18 protein-coding genes are annotated in these 15,696 nt (G+C 63.0%); 7 read left to right on the forward strand and 11 right to left on the reverse strand.

Annotated elements, in window-relative coordinates:
• The coding region (locus tag NKG99_RS24755; protein WP_352871407.1) for an autotransporter-associated beta strand repeat-containing protein at positions 1-2,203 on the reverse strand (2,203 nt) is incomplete at its 3' end.
• A 461-nt stretch (positions 2,204-2,664) separates the two neighbouring features.
• Here NKG99_RS24755 and msrC point away from each other — a divergent pair.
• The gene (gene msrC / locus NKG99_RS24760) at positions 2,665-3,162 is read left to right on the forward strand and encodes a free L-methionine (R)-S-oxide reductase MsrC (RefSeq protein ID WP_352871408.1); all 498 of its coding nucleotides are present in this window, start codon (positions 2,665-2,667) and stop codon (positions 3,160-3,162) included.
• A 29-nt stretch (positions 3,163-3,191) separates the two neighbouring features.
• Here the strand turns inward: msrC and NKG99_RS24765 are convergent, their stop codons facing one another.
• Positions 3,192-4,241, reverse strand: a complete 1,050-nt coding sequence (locus NKG99_RS24765; protein ID WP_352871409.1) for an alpha/beta hydrolase family protein — start codon at positions 4,239-4,241, stop codon at positions 3,192-3,194.
• On the opposite strand from NKG99_RS24765, the gene NKG99_RS24770 reads away from it, so the two are divergent.
• On the forward strand, positions 4,213-4,407 hold the full coding sequence (locus NKG99_RS24770; protein ID WP_352871410.1) for a hypothetical protein: 195 nt from the start codon (positions 4,213-4,215) through the stop codon (positions 4,405-4,407). The two genes, NKG99_RS24765 and NKG99_RS24770, sit on opposite strands and share 29 nt — an antisense overlap.
• A gap of 32 nt (positions 4,408-4,439) precedes the next feature.
• Here NKG99_RS24770 and NKG99_RS24775 read toward each other — a convergent pair whose 3' ends face one another.
• The 3 genes from NKG99_RS24775 to NKG99_RS24785 form a co-directional block, all read right to left on the reverse strand.
• Positions 4,440-5,489, reverse strand: coding sequence for a helix-turn-helix domain-containing protein (locus NKG99_RS24775; RefSeq protein ID WP_352871412.1), 1,050 nt, complete (start codon positions 5,487-5,489; stop codon positions 4,440-4,442).
• Between the two features lie 106 nt (positions 5,490-5,595).
• Positions 5,596-6,651, reverse strand: coding sequence for a YeiH family protein (locus tag NKG99_RS24780; RefSeq protein ID WP_352871413.1), 1,056 nt, complete (start codon positions 6,649-6,651; stop codon positions 5,596-5,598).
• Between the two features lie 105 nt (positions 6,652-6,756).
• The gene (locus tag NKG99_RS24785; RefSeq protein WP_352871414.1) at positions 6,757-7,143 is read right to left on the reverse strand and encodes an ester cyclase; all 387 of its coding nucleotides are present in this window, start codon (positions 7,141-7,143) and stop codon (positions 6,757-6,759) included.
• Between the two features lie 751 nt (positions 7,144-7,894).
• On the opposite strand from NKG99_RS24785, the gene NKG99_RS24790 reads away from it, so the two are divergent.
• The 5 genes from NKG99_RS24790 (at position 7,895) to NKG99_RS24810 (ending at position 10,667) form a co-directional block, all read left to right on the forward strand.
• On the forward strand, positions 7,895-8,095 hold the full coding sequence (locus tag NKG99_RS24790) for a GNAT family N-acetyltransferase (protein ID WP_352871415.1): 201 nt from the start codon (positions 7,895-7,897) through the stop codon (positions 8,093-8,095).
• Positions 8,092-8,361 (forward strand): GNAT family N-acetyltransferase, encoded by a 270-nt coding sequence (locus NKG99_RS24795; RefSeq protein WP_352871417.1) that lies wholly within the window; start codon positions 8,092-8,094, stop codon positions 8,359-8,361. Before NKG99_RS24790 ends, NKG99_RS24795 begins: the two co-directional genes overlap by 4 nt.
• A gap of 155 nt (positions 8,362-8,516) precedes the next feature.
• Positions 8,517-9,950, forward strand: coding sequence for an aldehyde dehydrogenase family protein (locus NKG99_RS24800; protein ID WP_352871418.1), 1,434 nt, complete (start codon positions 8,517-8,519; stop codon positions 9,948-9,950).
• A 182-nt stretch (positions 9,951-10,132) separates the two neighbouring features.
• Positions 10,133-10,378 carry a type II toxin-antitoxin system ParD family antitoxin gene (locus NKG99_RS24805; RefSeq protein ID WP_352871419.1) on the forward strand — a complete coding sequence of 82 codons (246 nt, stop codon included), beginning with the start codon at positions 10,133-10,135 and terminating at the stop codon, positions 10,376-10,378.
• Positions 10,368-10,667: a type II toxin-antitoxin system RelE/ParE family toxin gene (locus NKG99_RS24810; protein WP_352871420.1), complete on the forward strand. Its 300-nt coding sequence runs from the start codon at positions 10,368-10,370 to the stop codon at positions 10,665-10,667. The genes NKG99_RS24805 and NKG99_RS24810 overlap by 11 nt, the downstream gene beginning before the upstream one ends.
• A 154-nt stretch (positions 10,668-10,821) precedes the next feature.
• On the opposite strand, the gene NKG99_RS24815 is transcribed toward NKG99_RS24810, so the two are convergent.
• From NKG99_RS24815 to NKG99_RS24840, 6 genes are all read right to left on the reverse strand, one after another.
• On the reverse strand, positions 10,822-11,580 hold the full coding sequence (locus NKG99_RS24815) for an amino acid ABC transporter ATP-binding protein (RefSeq protein ID WP_502910908.1): 759 nt from the start codon (positions 11,578-11,580) through the stop codon (positions 10,822-10,824).
• A 26-nt stretch (positions 11,581-11,606) separates the two neighbouring features.
• Positions 11,607-12,281: an amino acid ABC transporter permease gene (locus NKG99_RS24820; protein ID WP_352871421.1), complete on the reverse strand. Its 675-nt coding sequence runs from the start codon at positions 12,279-12,281 to the stop codon at positions 11,607-11,609.
• On the reverse strand, positions 12,278-12,949 hold the full coding sequence (locus tag NKG99_RS24825) for an amino acid ABC transporter permease (protein ID WP_352871422.1): 672 nt from the start codon (positions 12,947-12,949) through the stop codon (positions 12,278-12,280). Before NKG99_RS24825 ends, NKG99_RS24820 begins: the two co-directional genes overlap by 4 nt.
• A 162-nt stretch (positions 12,950-13,111) precedes the next feature.
• Entirely contained in the window at positions 13,112-13,900 is a 789-nt protein-coding gene (locus NKG99_RS24830) for an ABC transporter substrate-binding protein (RefSeq protein ID WP_352871423.1), read from the reverse strand.
• 112 nt (positions 13,901-14,012) lie between these two features.
• Positions 14,013-15,176 (reverse strand): saccharopine dehydrogenase family protein, encoded by a 1,164-nt coding sequence (locus tag NKG99_RS24835; protein ID WP_352871424.1) that lies wholly within the window; start codon positions 15,174-15,176, stop codon positions 14,013-14,015.
• The gene (locus NKG99_RS24840; protein ID WP_027035297.1) at positions 15,173-15,673 is read right to left on the reverse strand and encodes an Lrp/AsnC family transcriptional regulator; all 501 of its coding nucleotides are present in this window, start codon (positions 15,671-15,673) and stop codon (positions 15,173-15,175) included. Before NKG99_RS24840 ends, NKG99_RS24835 begins: the two co-directional genes overlap by 4 nt.
• Between the last annotated feature and the right edge of the window lie 23 nt (positions 15,674-15,696).

Genomic DNA, 15,696 nt, shown 5'->3' on the forward strand with positions numbered 1-15,696 from the left:
TGATGCCTTCGAGCGTTTGGTCTCCCGCGCCGCCGAAATTGGCGACCTGGAGCGTACCCGTCCCCGATGTGCCGCCTGCGACAACCAGCATGTCGGTCACCGAACCGTCGGCACCGAGCGCGGTGTTGAGGACGACGGTGCCGCCATCGCCGACATAATCGCCGCTGATGGTCAGCGTATTGCCGAGACCTCCGCCGGCGATGCGCACCGTTCCGGCGTTGGTCAAACCGGCAAGTGTCTGGGAGGTGCCGGCAAGGTCAAGCGTGGCGCCAGAGGCGACGGAGAACTGCGAGGAGGAACTGAACGCCTTGGCCGCGCCCGCGGCGAGCGTGCCGCCGCTGACCGACGTGGCGCCGGTAAATGCCGAGTTGTCCGAGGCGAGCACCAGCGTGCCTTGGCCATCCTTGACGAAAGTGCCGGCGCCCGAGAACACGCCGGCATAGCTGGCATTGGCCGTCTGGTCGAAGGTCAAGGAGCCGCCCGCGCCGATCGAGACATCGCCGCCGAAGCGCTCGGCCGCCGAGACGAGGCCACCCTGGTCGATGGTCCAATCGAGCAGCGAGGTGCCTGCAAGCGTCAGCGTGCCGACGCCGTCCTTCACCATCGCGCCTGTGCCGGAGATATCGCCGGCAAAGCTGGCGTCCGCCGTCTGGTCGAACACGACAGTGCCGGCATTGCCGATGTCGCCACGGATCGAAGCCGCATTGCCGACCAGCGTGCCGGCGGTGATCGAGGTGCCGCCAGTGTAGGTGTTGGCGCCCGTCAAAACCAGCGTGCCGTCGCCGGCTTTCGTGAGAACGCCTGCGCCGGAGATGACATTGCTCAGCGTGAGGATCGTGCCGGGATCGGTCAGGAACGTTCCGCTGCCGGTCAGCGTGACGGTCCTGGCACTGGTGATGTTGGTGGTGGTTTGCAGCGTGCCGCCATTGAAGGTCAAGCCGCCGCTCGAATTACCCAGATTGCTGTCGCTCGATATTTGTAGGATGCCGCCGCTCAGCGTCCACGGCGTGATGGCGGCCGTCGTCCCTGTCAGCGTCCAGGTGCTGTTCCCTGTCTTCTCGTAAAACCCGAACCCGTCGTATTTGGCGCCAGCGCCGATCTGGGACACAGCGAAACTGGTGCTGGTATCGCCGCCCAGCTTGAAAGTGTCGGCGGAGCTGAAGGCAACGACATTGCCCGTGATGGTCGAGCCGGCCTGAATCTCCAGCGAATTGACTCCGCCGGTGAACTCGATGGCTTTGCCGGCTATCGGTGTTCCGCCGCCTGCACCGACGGCGCCGCCGCTGATCGTGCCCGCATTGATGATGGCGATGTTGGCGCCCTTGATCCCCGCGCCGCCATCACCGGCTGTCCCGCCCTGACCACCAGTCCCGCCAATGATCGTCGCCCCTGACGCATTGATGATGGTTCCGCCCGACAGCAACAGAACACCGGCTCCGCCGTCGCCACCGCCGCCCGTGATGGTTCTTCCGCCTGTTCCCCCAAGCAGATTTCCGCTGTTCTCTATCGTTCCGCCACCGGTCAGGACGATGGCAGCACCGCCACCGCCACCGCCGCCCTGCGAGGTGCCGCGGCCGCCAACGCCGCCCCTGACGCTGCCGCCGGCTTCGACGATTACATTGGCTGACGAAAACATACCGACGCCACCACCTCCGCCACCGCCATTGGAGTTAGTGCCCCCAACGCCGCCGGTGCCACCTGTCACCGATCCGCCGCTGGTGACGATACTGTCCGCCGTGGCACTGACGCCGACACCGCCACCGCCACCGCCACCGCCCCTGGCGGTACCGCCCACGCCAGCGGCACCAGCACCGCCGGTCCCACCGCTGACGCTGGTGGAGATAGTCCCACTTGTGGAAATGACCTGGCCCGTAGCACCGGTCGCACCGGGAACGCCGTTTGGGTCGCCAAATGTCGTCGAGGTTCCTCCCGATCCTCCTGGAGCGCCGTTGCCCGTTGTGAGGTCAACGCCGCCGCCGCCGCCACCGGCGGTCGCGCCATTGGCGGCATTCTGACCTGTGGCACTTGCGGGCGCGCCGTCAACGCCTCCCTGTCCAGCACCTGCGCCGCTGCCATTGCCGCCATCAGCCCAAGCGGGCGCGGCGCTCAGCGCAAGGGCGACAGTAAGGATCGTAATGACAGAAGCGCTGGAACGGAGCGATACGGCCGGCTTGCGGCCGGAACGGATATGCGTGGCGAACATCGGTATGGCCCCTAATATCCGAGGCCGCCGCCCCGACTCATTTTTCTGATTTTTTACGACGCAGAACTTCGCCCCGCAATAGACCTATATTCGGGAGGACTACCAAATCGCTAATGTTGGCAAGGAAAGGCAAGCCTGTGATGTTTGCGCGACAGAATATTTTAAATTAGCTTCTGCTTGTTAAATGGAAGTTCTGTTAAATGACGTGGATCCGCTCGTCGGCTGCAACGTCGGGTATCAGTGACCGTCGCAAGGTTCGCCGTGAATACGGTGGCCGGTGCCGCGCGATGCTGCTGAAGGCAGGGGGCGGCACACGAGCCCGGACTATCAGTTGAATGCGCTTCTGCTGGCTTTGACCGGGATTCACGCTAGGTTGTTCCGGTGGTCGTTGGGCGCGGGGCTTGCCGGACTTTGGCAAGCGACCTGTGCGAAGCCGCGATCCTCGATACGGAGACAAGTTCATGTTTACGGCCAAGGCCATCGACACCTCGGACAAGGCCGCGTTCTACCGCGACCTCGCCACCCAACTGAAGGCGCTGCTCGAGGGCGAGCGCGATTCGATCGCCAATGCCGCCAACACCGCCGCGCTGATCTTCCAGATGGTGCCGGACCTCAACTGGGCGGGGTTCTATTTCCTGCAATCGGACGAGGAAATGGTGCTCGGGCCGTTCCAGGGCAAGCCGGCTTGCGTGCGCATCGCCGTCGGCAAGGGCGTGTGCGGAACGGCGGTCGAGCTCGGCACCTCGATGCTGATCAAGGACGTGCATGATTTTCCCGGCCACATCGCCTGCGACGCCGACTCGCGTTCGGAACTGGTGGTGGTGCTCGAGGACGATCAGGGCGTCTTCGGCGTGCTCGACCTCGACAGCCCGCTGCCGGCCCGCTTCGACAAGGCCGACCAGGCCGGCATCGAGACGCTGGCGGCGATCTACGTGGCGGCGAGTTCTTTCGAGGACTGAAGCGCGGCCTGACTGCAAGGCGGCCGAACCTACGGCCCAGCCTTCAGCGCGCGGTTGAAGGCCGCTGACACCATATCGATCAGCTGCGTGTGGATCTCACCGCGCGATCGTCCTGCACCATCATCGCACACCGGGTCGCCTATCTCTTCGGATACGATGATGCCGGAGGCGCCGGGTTTGCATTCACCGAACATGCTGTAGTGGCTTGCATCCTCGATCGTCGCATAGCTCGCCTTTGAAATTGCTTTTGCGATCCCGGATGCGTCGGCAGTCGCGGGGATCTTGCCAGGCCGGCCAAGGTTGACGATGTCGACCGGAATGTTGATGCCGGCAAAGCTTTTGGTGTCAAAGACATCGGAGGGGGCGGGATCAATTGCCATGGCGAAGCGAATGCGCCCGTCCCTGTTGTCACGGCCGGCGGGCCGCAAATCCATGGCGTGGAGATCGACTCCGCTTTGCCTGACCCATTCGCAAAGCGAAGCGTTGAGCAGGTCCGTATCGCAATAGGACGCGAGCAATTTCGGGTCGACGCGCGCACCGGCTATCGCGAGCGCGGTGTTGCCGCCCATGGAAAGACCGATGACGCCCACTTTGCCTTGCTCGAGATGCGCTGAGAAGAAGGCGTTCTTCTCCGTTGCGGTCAGGGTTGCCGTGAGATCGGCGGGCCGCAACCAGAGTTTCATCGTCTCGGCGGCGGAATTGTTTTTCCCCGTATTTCCCGGATGTGTGGGAGCGGCGACGACGAATCCCTGCCTGGCCAAGGGCGTCGCGATCCAACTCAGGGCTTGCGGGTTCCCCGCCAGACCGGCGCCGTGCGAAAGCAGGATGAGCGGAAATTTTCCGCCAGCGATCGGCGCGTCGCGCATGGCCGAAGTCCCGACGAAAAGCGCGGTGTCGCCTGATATAACCATCTCACCGCCCGGTTGCGCCGGATACCAGACCGTCACATCGAGATCGATGCCGCGCTCCTTGGATGGGGCGGGAAGCTGACGAACGCCGACAATGTCGCCGGCGTCGGCCGCGTGTTGCATCAGCGCCGTGGAAACAGCGATGGCACAGAGCGTGATCCAGAATTTCATTGAAATCTCCGTTGTCGAACACGGGCTTTGGCTGGCGAGCCCGGAGGCTCAGCGTCCGGGCAAGTGGCGGTCATGTTCGATTGCTGTGTTGACGCCCCGATATCAGCGGATCGGTGCGAAGCCCGCGACCTCGATCGCGTTCGAGGACGTGCTTTATCGCGATTGAGCACCGTTCAGTGCGGAATGGCGCTTCCTGGTTCAGCCACTCACGGCGCTCGCGAGCGCGGGCGATTGCGCGCTCCGGTCGCGCCAGGCGAGCGGCGTCATGTCGGTGACGCGGCGGAATTCGCGGTGGAAGTTCGACTTGGTCTGGAATCCGACCGCAAGCATGATTTCCGTCACCGACTGATCGGTCTCGCTCAACAGCCGGCAAGCCTCGGTGACGCGGTACTCATTGACATATTGCGACACGTTCCTGGCCGTGGCCCTGTTGATCGCGGCCGAAATCTGCCGTGCCGGAATTGCGGCACGCCGGGCAAGGCGGTTGAGGTTGAGATTGGCGTCGCGATAGAGCTTTTTCTCCTGCATCAGTTCGTTGACCCTGGCGATCGTCTCGGCATCTTTGCCGGCATCGGATGGGGACGAAGCCTCGGCGAACTCGGCGGCATTGATCGGCACATGGCTTTGGCTGGCAGCCGCCGCCGCCACGCCGACAAAGATGAGGATGAAAAGATTGGCGACACCGATCACGGTCGCCGCGCGAGCGCTTTGCCCGTACGCAACCTCGAAGGACACCAGCATGTCGACCATTCCCGACAGGCACAGCGTCACGGCCGCGGCAACGATGGCCCGATAGGCCGGGACCGCCCCGTCGAAAGGGGCAAGACGCAGGCCGTCGGCGCCGGAGCGAAGCAGCCAGAGAATGGCGGCGGCGTAGATGAACTCGATTGATATCAGCGCCACGTCGACCACATCGCGCCAGAAGAGGACCAGCACGAGGACGAGGGCGGCTGGCGTTGCGTGAAGCACCAAAAGGGCCGGCCATCGGCGGTCGCTGGTGCGGATGAGCTTCGAGACGCCGACGTAGAGCAGCGACGGCATGATCGCGGCAGATACGGGCGCGACATAGCCGACTTCGCCGACGCCATAGCCCCACCGCAGTCCGGTGAACACCGATTGCAGCGCGGCTAGCAGGATCAGGCCAAGAAACGGCAGGTTCGGTGCCGACTCATCCTCGCGCCTGGCGACCACCCAAAGCAGGATGAACAGCAACAGGGCGACGACGAAGGGCAAGGGAACAAACGGCATGGATCGGTTGGGGCTCGTATGCTGATACGCAGTGGAGCCTAGCCGATGTGGTTTTGATTCCCAAACGCGCTTGCGCGGACCGGGCCTTTGGCTCCCGGAATTATGCTCATGCGAACTTCACCAGCATCAGGCTGAAGCAGCCGATGAACAGGAAGGCCGAGAAGGCGAGCGCCAGCGGGCGCAGGCCGCGTGAGCGCAGCCGCGAAATGTCTGCCTGCAGGCCCATGGCGGCCAGCCCCATGGTCAGCATGATGGTGGTGGCGAGCGCCATTGCCGACTTCACCTCGGCCGGCACGGTGACCAGGCTGTTCAGCGCCACGACGGCGACGAAGGCGGCGACGAACCACGGCATGGGCGGCCGCGCTGCCGACTGACCGCTGCTTTTGCGGCGGGCCATCAGGCCGAGCGCGATGACCATCGGCGCCAGCATGGCGACGCGGGTCAGCTTGGCGACGGTGGCGATCTCGCCGGACTGGGTGCCGTTCTGGAAGCCGGCGCCGATGACTTGCGCTACCTCATGGATGGAGGCGCCCGCCCACAGGCCGAAAGCGTGCTGGTCGAGGCCGAGCATCGGCGCCATGAGCGGGAAGCCGAGCATGGCGACGGTGCCGAACAAAGTGATCGAGGCGACGGCATAGGTGACGTCCTCGTCGCGCGCATCGGTGACGATGTTGGTGGCGACGATGGCCGAGGCGCCGCAGATCGAGGTGCCGGCGGCGATCAGCCGCGCCAGCTTGGCGTCGACGCCGATCAGCCGGCCGAGCGTGATGGTGAAGACGAAGGTGGCACCGAGCGTGGCAGCGACGATGCCGACGCCGCCGGCGCCGATCGACACCACCTGGCCAAGCGTCAGCTGGAAGCCGAGCAGCACGATGGCGAAGCGCAGGAGCCGGCGCTGCGAAAACGCGATGCCGGCCTTGGCGTGGGCAGGCGTGCCGAGCACGTTGGAATAGATCATCCCGGCGACGACGGCTGTTATCATCGGGCTGAACAAAGCGAAGCCCGAGACATTGCGGGCCGAGAAGGCGACGGCTGTAATCATCGCGACCAAGACGATTCCGGGGACGACGCCATTCCAGTCGAGGGATTTTCGTCCTTGGGCGAGCTCGGCGGAAATCAGGCTATTCGGAATATCGTTCGTGATGTGGGTAAAGGAAGACAATGTAATGCTCCGGGTGGGTATGCCGGAGGAATGCCATTCCAGAACCAATCTTTCCAACGAATTATTTTCGTTAGAACGATCGATTTTTACGAACGATAGCTTTGACTAAAGCTGCGCTTCGATGGCCGCCTTGTCGATCACCGACCAGACGTGCCTTATCCTGTCATCCAGAAATTCATAGAAGACGTTCTCGCTGAACGAGACTTTCCTGCCGTTGACGGGCAGGCCGAGGAAGTTTCCGATCGGCGTGCAGTTGAATTGGAGCCGGCTGGCTATGAAGGGCGTATCCGAGATCAGCAGTTGGATGTCGAAATAGAGGTCCGGAATTTCCCGGAAATCCCGCTCCAGCATCTCTTGGTAACCCGCCAGCCCGACCCGGTCGCCATTATAGTGTACCTCGTCATGGACGAAGCGATGCAGCCGCGCCCAATCCTGATTGTTGAGGCAAGCGATGTAGCCGCGATAGGCGTCGGCGAGGTCGGTGTCGGTCACGGCATTGCTCCGGTGCTGGCGTCCTTGGAAAGGTCTCGGTCGAGCAGGAAGATAGAACGACGGCGGATTCAATCCAGATGGATTGCGCTGCTGGTGCCACGGGGGGCCGACTCCTAAAGCGCGTCGCGTTCGCATGGATTCATGCGACGGGTCTTTTCCAGGCATGGAGCCCACCATAGGTCGAGCACGCGCTCTACGACCGCGTCGCCATCCCGGCCAATTCCTTCGCCAGGATGGTGGTGTTCGCCATGAGCCAGCCTGACGAGGTCGACATCAACGAGATCCTTTTAGGCCGACGGCGCGGAAGTATTGAGGACGCAAGGCTTGTGTCCGGATCGGGCGGGAGCGGCTCAGTTTGAAATTTGGCTTTGTGCGAACTCGCGTTCAGGATGGCAACCATCCCCACCGTCTTGTTCAGCGTCCCGGTCATATTTTTCCATCGATCAAATTGCCGTTGGCGCAAAGTATATAGCGATTCCATGCCCAACAGGCGCGAGGACCAGAACCGCGTTTTGCCGATGCGAGACGCGCTATCGATCGAGCGGCGCCTTGACAGCGCCACGCTTCCTGCTTCAGCTTGAGGCCATGCTCGTTCTCGCGCCCGCCACCGACAAGCGACGCCGCCCCCGCACCATGCGGAACGGCAAGCTGATTGCGCGACGACAAAGGCCGGCGGAATAGATCCGGTTCGTTCGTTTCCAGCCCCGCCCGCGACATAAGCCGGTGGGGTTTTCATGTCTGGAGCACTTTCATGACCATCGTTTCTTCCATCCGGCTTCGGCCGGCCGTGCCGGCGGATGCCGCCGCGATCAGGAATATCGTGCGGGCCGCCTATGCCAAATGGGTGCCGGTCATCGGCCGCGAGCCGCTGCCGATGCGCACCGATTACGACAAGGCCGTTGCCGAGCATCCATTCGATCTCGCTGTCGAGGATGGCGGCATTGTCGGATGATCGAAACCATCCTGACCAACGATCACCTCTGGATCGAGAATGTCTGCGTCGCACCGGATGAGCAGGGCAGGGGGATCGGCCGGCTGCTGCTCGAGCGGGCCGAGCAGAAGGCAGTCGAAGCGGGTCGCCTCGAGATTCGCCTGCTGACCAATGGCGCGTTCGAGGCCAATGTCTCGCTCTACAAAAAGCATTGCTATACGATCGACCGCGAAGAGCCGTTCATGAACGGCGTGACGGTCTATATGAGCAAACGATCGGCAGGCTGACGCAAACAGCCAGATTGCCGCTGGCCCTGGCTCAACGACTGACGCACTGGCTCAACGACTTCGGGGGTTGCGTTTGACAGCGGCGTTTGTGCATCGTTATCTCCAGCCACATATGACGGCCGGTACCGCCACGCGGTGCATCCCCAGGAGAAACCATGTCACACAATCTGCGGTTCTATATCGATGGCGCGTGGGTCGATCCTGTTGTGCCCAACACGTTCGACGTCATAGATCCGTCGAACGAGGATGCCTTCGCGCAAATATCGCTCGGCTCCAAGGCCGATGTCGACAAGGCGGTGGCCGCCGCCAAGCGCGCCTTCAACAGCTTTGGTTTCACCGAGGTCGGCGAGCGGCTCGAGCTCCTGAACCGCATCATCGCGATCTACAAGAAGCGTAGCCCCGATCTGGCGATTGCCGTGTCGCGTGAGATGGGTGCGCCGCGCCAGATGGCGTTGGACAGCCAGGTCGGCATCGGCCTTGCGCATTTGCAGAAGATGGCGGACGTGCTGAAGACGTTCGAATTTCGCCACGTGAAGGGCAACCATCTGGTGGTCAAGGAACCGATCGGCGTCGTCGGTCTGATCACGCCGTGGAACTGGCCGCTCAACCAGATCACCTGCAAGGTCGGTCCCGCTCTCGCCGCCGGCTGCACCATGGTGCTGAAGCCATCCGAGATCGCGCCGCTCGACGCCATCATCTTCGCCGAGATCCTCGACGAGGCCGGCGTACCGAAGGGCGTGTTCAACCTCGTCAATGGCGACGGTCCGGGCGTCGGCCAGGCGCTGTCCAGCCATCCCGACATCGACATGATGTCGTTCACCGGTTCGACCCGTGCCGGCATCCTGGTGGCCAAGGCCGCCGCCGACACGGTCAAGCGCGTGCATCAGGAACTTGGCGGCAAGTCGGCCAACATCCTGTTCGGAGACGTCGATCTCGCAAGCGCCGTCACCAAGGGCGTCGCCAGTTGCTTCAGCAACAGCGGCCAGTCCTGCAACGCGCCGACGCGCATGTTCGTGCCGCGCGACCGCCATGACGAGGCTGCCGGCTATGCCAAGGCGGCTGCGGAAAAATTCACCGTCGGCCCCGCCGATGCGGCGGGCACCAAGCTCGGCCCGGTGGTCAGCCAGATCCAATTCGACAAGATCCAGGACCTGATCCAAGCCGGCATCGACGAGGGTGCGACGCTGGTCGCCGGTGGCCCCGGCCGTCCGGCCGAACTCAACCGCGGCTACTATGTCAGGCCGACGGTGTTCGCCGACGTCACCCACGACATGCGCATCGCCCGCGAGGAGATCTTCGGGCCGGTGCTGACGATCATGCCCTATGACAGCGTCGACGAGGTGATCGCCACCGCCAACGACACCGTCTATGGCCTCGCCTCCTACATCCAGGCCAAGGACATGAAGAAGGCGCGTGAAGTGGCGGCGCGCATGCGCACCGGCAATGTCTACATCAACTATCCCGAGTGGGATGCCGGCCTGCCGTTCGGCGGCTACAAGCAGTCGGGCAATGGCCGCGAATACGCCGAATACGGGCTCGAGGATTTTTTGGAGATCAAGGGCATCGCCGGGTATGAGGCGGCCGAGTAGTGTTTGACATTTTTTGGGGGCGCGGCCGGCGCCGATCCCACTAGGGAACTCTAAGGGCGCGGGCGCGCCCTTGCCATTTGGAGTCCGTCGACCGACCGGGACCTTACCCCTTCTGGGCGCCACAACATGGACATATACCAATTTTTGGTATATGTTTGCATCGTTACCTCAGGGTGAAGCTCATGTCCCGAAATACCTCTGTTTCCCTTGGCGACCATTTCGCCGGCTTTATCGATACGCAGGTTCAGACAGGCCGTTACGGTTCGGCGAGTGATGTCGTGCGTGCAGGCCTGCGGTTGCTCGAAGAGCATGAGGCCAAGGTCCGTGCCTTGCAAAACGCACTCATTGCCGGCGAGGAATCTGGCGTACCCGTTGCCTTCGATAGCACTGCATTCCTGAGGAAGATGCGGGCCAAGCATGCCAAATGAGAGCCGCCAATATCGACTCTCACCGCTCGCCGAAGCTGACTTGGAAGATATCTGGCTCTACACGTTCAAACACTGGTCGCTTGAACAAGCGGATCGGTATCACCACGATCTGATCGGTGCTATCGAGGCCTTGGCCAGCGGCGTCAAAAACGGCCGCCGCACCGAAGTGCGCGAGAACTATTTCAAATATCCCCTCGGTCAACACTTCGTTTTCTTCCGTCAATCCGAAATGATCCTAGATGTCATCCGCATCCTGCATCAACGAATGGACATCGAACGACATCTGTGACGGGCGAAGTGCGTTTGCTACCAAGATCCGTGCGATTTGGCGGGAATGGCAGTGAATCGCACCCTGGATATTGGCCTTTTCAGCAACGATAACAGTGGGATCGTTACCGGCCGCCCGAGAGAGAGCCATCGACTGACAGGCTCCACACCGCGCCTTAATGCCTGAGAATCTTGCTCAGAAAAGCTCGGCTGCGGTCGGTCTTGGGGTGGGAGAAGAACTCGTCGGGCGTGCCGCTTTCGACAATGGCGCCGGCGTCCATGAACACCACGCGCTGGGCGACCTTGCGGGCAAAGCCCATCTCGTGCGTCACCACCATCATGGTCATGCCTTCCTCGGCGACCGCCACCATGACGTCGAGCACTTCGGAAATCATCTCGGGGTCGAGTGCGGAGGTCGGCTCGTCGAACAGCATGATCTTGGGCCGCATGCCGAGGCAGCGCGCGATCGCCACGCGCTGCTGCTGGCCGCCGGAGAGCTGCGCCGGATAGGCATTGACCTTGTCGGCCAGCCCGACCTTGGCCAGTAATTCGCGGCCGGCCTTTTCGGCCTCGGCGCGCGGGATCTTGCGGACATGGATGGGGGCCAGCGTCACGTTTTCGAGCGCGGTCTTGTGCGGGTAGAGGTTGAACGCCTGAAAGACGAAGCCGATCTCGGTGCGCAACTGCGTCATGTTGGTGGCGGGATCGCCGAGGCGCTGGCCGTCGACTACGAGGTCGCCGTCCTTGATCGCCTCCAGGCCGTTGACGCAGCGGATCAGCGTGCTCTTGCCCGAGCCGCTCGGGCCGCAAACGACGACCACTTCGCGCGGCTCGACGCTCAGCGTAATGTCCTTCAGCACGTTGAGCGAGCCGAACCATTTGTTGACGCCGCGAAAGTCGATCATGCCGGTTTTTGTCAGGCTTGGGTTGCTCATGGCTGTTGGCCCTTTGGAATTCGCTGTCACAGCTGCACCTCGCCATGCGCCGCACCCATGCGGCGTTCGAGCCGGCGGGCAAGCATGATCAGGGGATAGCAGACGATGAAATAGCCGACGCCAACGAGGAAGAAGACCAAGAGGCCGTTCGGCACACGCTGCACCACCAGCCAGCCGACGCGGGTGAGGTCGGTGAGGCCGATCGCCGAGACGACGGAAGAATCCTTGATCAGCAGCACATACTGCCCGACCAGCGGCGGCAGCACGATGCGCATCGCCTGCGGCAGCACCACCTGGCGCATGCGCTGCCAGCGCGACAGGCCCGACGCGAGTGCCGCCTCGACCTGGCCGGTCGGTACCGAGCGGATGCCCGCGGCGACGATCTCGCAGATGAAGCACGCGGCCAGATTGGTCAGCGCGATGATGCCTGCGGTGAAGGCGTCGAGCTCGATGCCCAACTCCGGCAGGATGAAGAAGATCAGGAAGATCTGCACCAGGAACGGCGTGCCGCGGATCAGATCGACCCAGGCGCCGATGGCGCCTGATATCAACCGGTTGCCGCCGGTGCGCAGGATGCCGAGGCCGAAGCCGAGCGAGGTGCCGAGCACCAGGCTGATCAGCGACAGCACCACGGTCATGCCGAGGCCGCGCAGGGCCAGTGGATAGGAGCCGGCGAGGCTTTGCAACTGTTGCCAGATCATGTCCGCGCCCCCGCGGTGCCGAGCCAGCGGCTGGAGAGGCCAGCCAGTCCCTTCAGTCCGTAATAGAGCAGCAGGTAGAAGGCGGCGATGGTGAGAAAACCTTCCGCCGGCATGAAGCGGTCGGAGGCGAGCAGCTGGCCGGCGCGCGTCAGTTCGGAAACCGAAATCAGTGACAGCAGTGCGGAATCCTTGACCAGCACGATCGCCTGGCCGAGCAGCGGCGGGATCGTCACCTTGAAGGCTTGCGGCAGGACGACCAGGCGCATGCGCTGGACATAGGTCATGCCCGAGGCGACGCTGGCTTCCACCTGGCCGCGCGGGATCGACAGGATGCCGGCGCGAATGATTTCAGTGATATAGGCGCCGCTGTTGAGCGATAGCGCCAGGATGCCGACGACCAGTTCGGGCAGGACGAAGCCGAGCCGGGGCAAGCCGAAATAGAGGAAATAGAGCTGCGCCAGCAAGGGCGTGGCGCGCACCGCGTCGATATAGGCCTTGGCCGGCACGCGAAACAGCCAGCCGCGCTGCAGGTTCATGGCGCACAGCACGATGCCGACAATGAGCGCGCCGACAAAGGACAGCGCCGACAGCCAGACGGTCGTGATCAGGCCCTGCCCAAACAGAGGCAGATATTCGACGATGGTGCGGAAGCTGAAATTTTCGAGCATGGGCGCGCGGCGGTGAAGAGGGAAGGGCGAATAGCGAATAGCGAGTAGCGAGTAGCGAATAAGGAGTAGAGGAGTAGAGGAGTAGGGAGCAGCAGAGCATGGCCGGAACGGCCATTCCCTACTCGCTACTCCCTATTCGCTACTCCCTTACTTGCTAATTCCTCAGTGGTCTTTCTTCCAGGCGTCGGAATTGACCCAGTAGTCGAGGTTCTTCTGCAGGCGGCCGTCGATGCTGACCTGGTTGAGAAACAGGTTCATCCAGACCAGCAGTTCCGGCTCGTCATAGCGGGTGGCGAAGGCAAGCGGTTCCTTCGACAAAAGGTCCGGCATGATGGTGAAGGAGCCGGCCGGATAAGCGGTCGACTGGCCCTTGACCGCCGAGATGTCGTTGACGCCGCAATCGGCCTGGCCGTTGTTGACGGCGTCGAGCAGCAGCGGACCGCCGCCCTTGTAACTCTTGATATCGGCATCGGGGAAGGCGGTCTTGGCTTCCTTTTCGCCCGTGGCGCCCAGCAGCACGGCGATCTTGGTGCCCTTGGCCTTGCAATCCTCGGTGGTCTTGAACTTGCTGTCGGCCTTGGTGAAGACGGTGCTGCCCGTATACATGTAAGGCGTGGTGAAGGCGACCTTCATGCCGCGCGCCAGCGTCGGCGTCATGTCGGCGACCAGCAAGTCGGCCTTGCCCGAAAGCAGCGCCGGGATCAGCCCGTCCCAGTCGAAGTCGAGGAAGGTGATCTTGACACCCATTTCCTTGGCCATCAGTTCGGCGAGTTCAACCGAACTGCCGGTGCGTTCGCCATTGGCGCCGACCAGTGAGAAGGGAGGTCCCTGGGTCTGCACGGCGACGCGCAGTTCGCCGCGCTTGGTGATGTCGTCCAGTGTTCCGGCTGTGGCGGCAGTGGTGAGCCCAGCGAGCGCAAGTCCGGCGATGAAAAGTCTGGCAATCTTCATTTTGGTAGTCCTCCTTGTTTTATTGTTCCACGTCTTCGTTATTTTTCACCCTTTGGGGGTGCTTTTTTGAGCGGCGGCGCCGTTGTCGGCGGCGGCCACCGTTCGAAAATCCTCAGTCCCAGGCCACCGTTTCGGTGACCTTGATGCCGCGTCTGGCAAGCTCGTCGAAGAAGGGCTCGTCAGGCACATCGAGCAGCGGATTGAGCAAGCCGGGTCTGGTGATCTCGCCACGCGCCAGCATCTGCGCCACGATGCTGGCGGGATAGCCGACGCCGAGGCTCATGCCGAACAGGCCCGAAGCCAGGTCGCGCTCGATGATCAGGTCCGACGTCACCGTCTTGGCGCGGCCGTCTTCGAGCCCGGAAAAGACATTGCGCATCACGCAAAGATCCTTTTCGCCGGGGCCATATTGCAATTGGGGCCCGAGCAGCCGGCCGAGGAATTCGCGCGGACTGTTGGAGGTGCCAGGCACCTTGTCTTCGGAGAGGAAGCCGAGTTCCTTCAGCGGCGCCCAGAAGGCCGACCATCCCGGCCAGCGCAGCGTGTATCGGCCGGAGCGGCGCAACCCCTTGGCTGCGTCCAGCATCTCGACATAATGCAGCGCATCGCCATTGGGGAAGGCTTCCAGCCTGCCGAGGCCCGCGACTTCGATCTCATGGATGAAGGGATTGGCGTGCTGCTGGCCGGCCGGCACCGCGACGCGTTCGCCATCCTCGATCATCACGCTGTCGCGGTTCTGGCTGACCAGGACCATGTCGAAATTCCAGCTCACCTTGTAGCACAGTGGTTTGGCCATCGCCTTCGGCTCGGGGATACCGCCGCAATAGGAATCGATTGCTGTGATAGAGTCGAACTGCCTGGCGGCGCGCGCGTAGAGCACGAGGTCGATGCCGGGGTCGAGCCCGCATTCGGTCATGATCGAGACGCCGGCCTGTTCTGCGGCCGGCGCCAGGTCGGCGATCGACTTGGCGTAATTTGTGGTGACCAAGGGCGTGCGGGTGGTGATCGCGGCCTGAACCGCCTCGTGCATCAATGGCTGCGGCAACAGGTCGATGACGGCGTCGACATCATCAAGTACATTGGCCAGCGCCGGGCCGATCGCGCCTTCAGGCACGACGAAGCGTACGCGGGCAAGATCGGTCAGGCCGGCAAGCCGGGCCGGGCCGTCCGCTGCGGTGTCGACGCAGACGATTTCCTCGACGCCGTTGCTGGCGACGAGGTCGGCGATCGCCGCGCGGCCTTGCAGGCCGAGGCCGCCGAGAACCGCGACCTTCATGCCGGCTCCTTGCGATCGTCCGACCAGCAGCCTTCCGGCAGGCTGACCCATTTGTTGCAGGACGCCATGACGACGAAGGTCTCGCTGCGAACGACTTCGCCCGGTTCGCCGGCGCCAGGGATCAGCTCGCTGGTGACGCGGTAGAGATCGGCGACGTCGCCGGCCACCGTCACATCGACGATGATGTCGAAGCGCCCGGTGACCACCGAGGCCGAGTTGACGAAGGGCAGTTCGGAGATACGCTGCGCCAGCTCGCGGGCCCGGCCGCGCCCCTGGGCGTTGATGCCGACAATGGCCGAGATCAGTTCGGGGCGCTCGGTCAGGTTAAGCAGTCCGACGATCTTGAGCAGGTTGCGGTCGAGCAGGTTGCGCAGACGCGTGCGCACCGTCGGCACCGAAATCGCCAAGATCTCGGCGATGCGGTTGATGCCCGGCTGTGCATCCTGCGACAGCTGTTTGACCAGCCGCCGATCGGTCAGATCGAGATGTTCCCGCAAAGTCCCCGTCTTTCATAAAAGGA

This window comes from Mesorhizobium sp. M1409, assembly GCF_040317535.1.
In the GTDB taxonomy this organism is placed as follows: Bacteria; Pseudomonadota; Alphaproteobacteria; order Rhizobiales; family Rhizobiaceae; genus Mesorhizobium.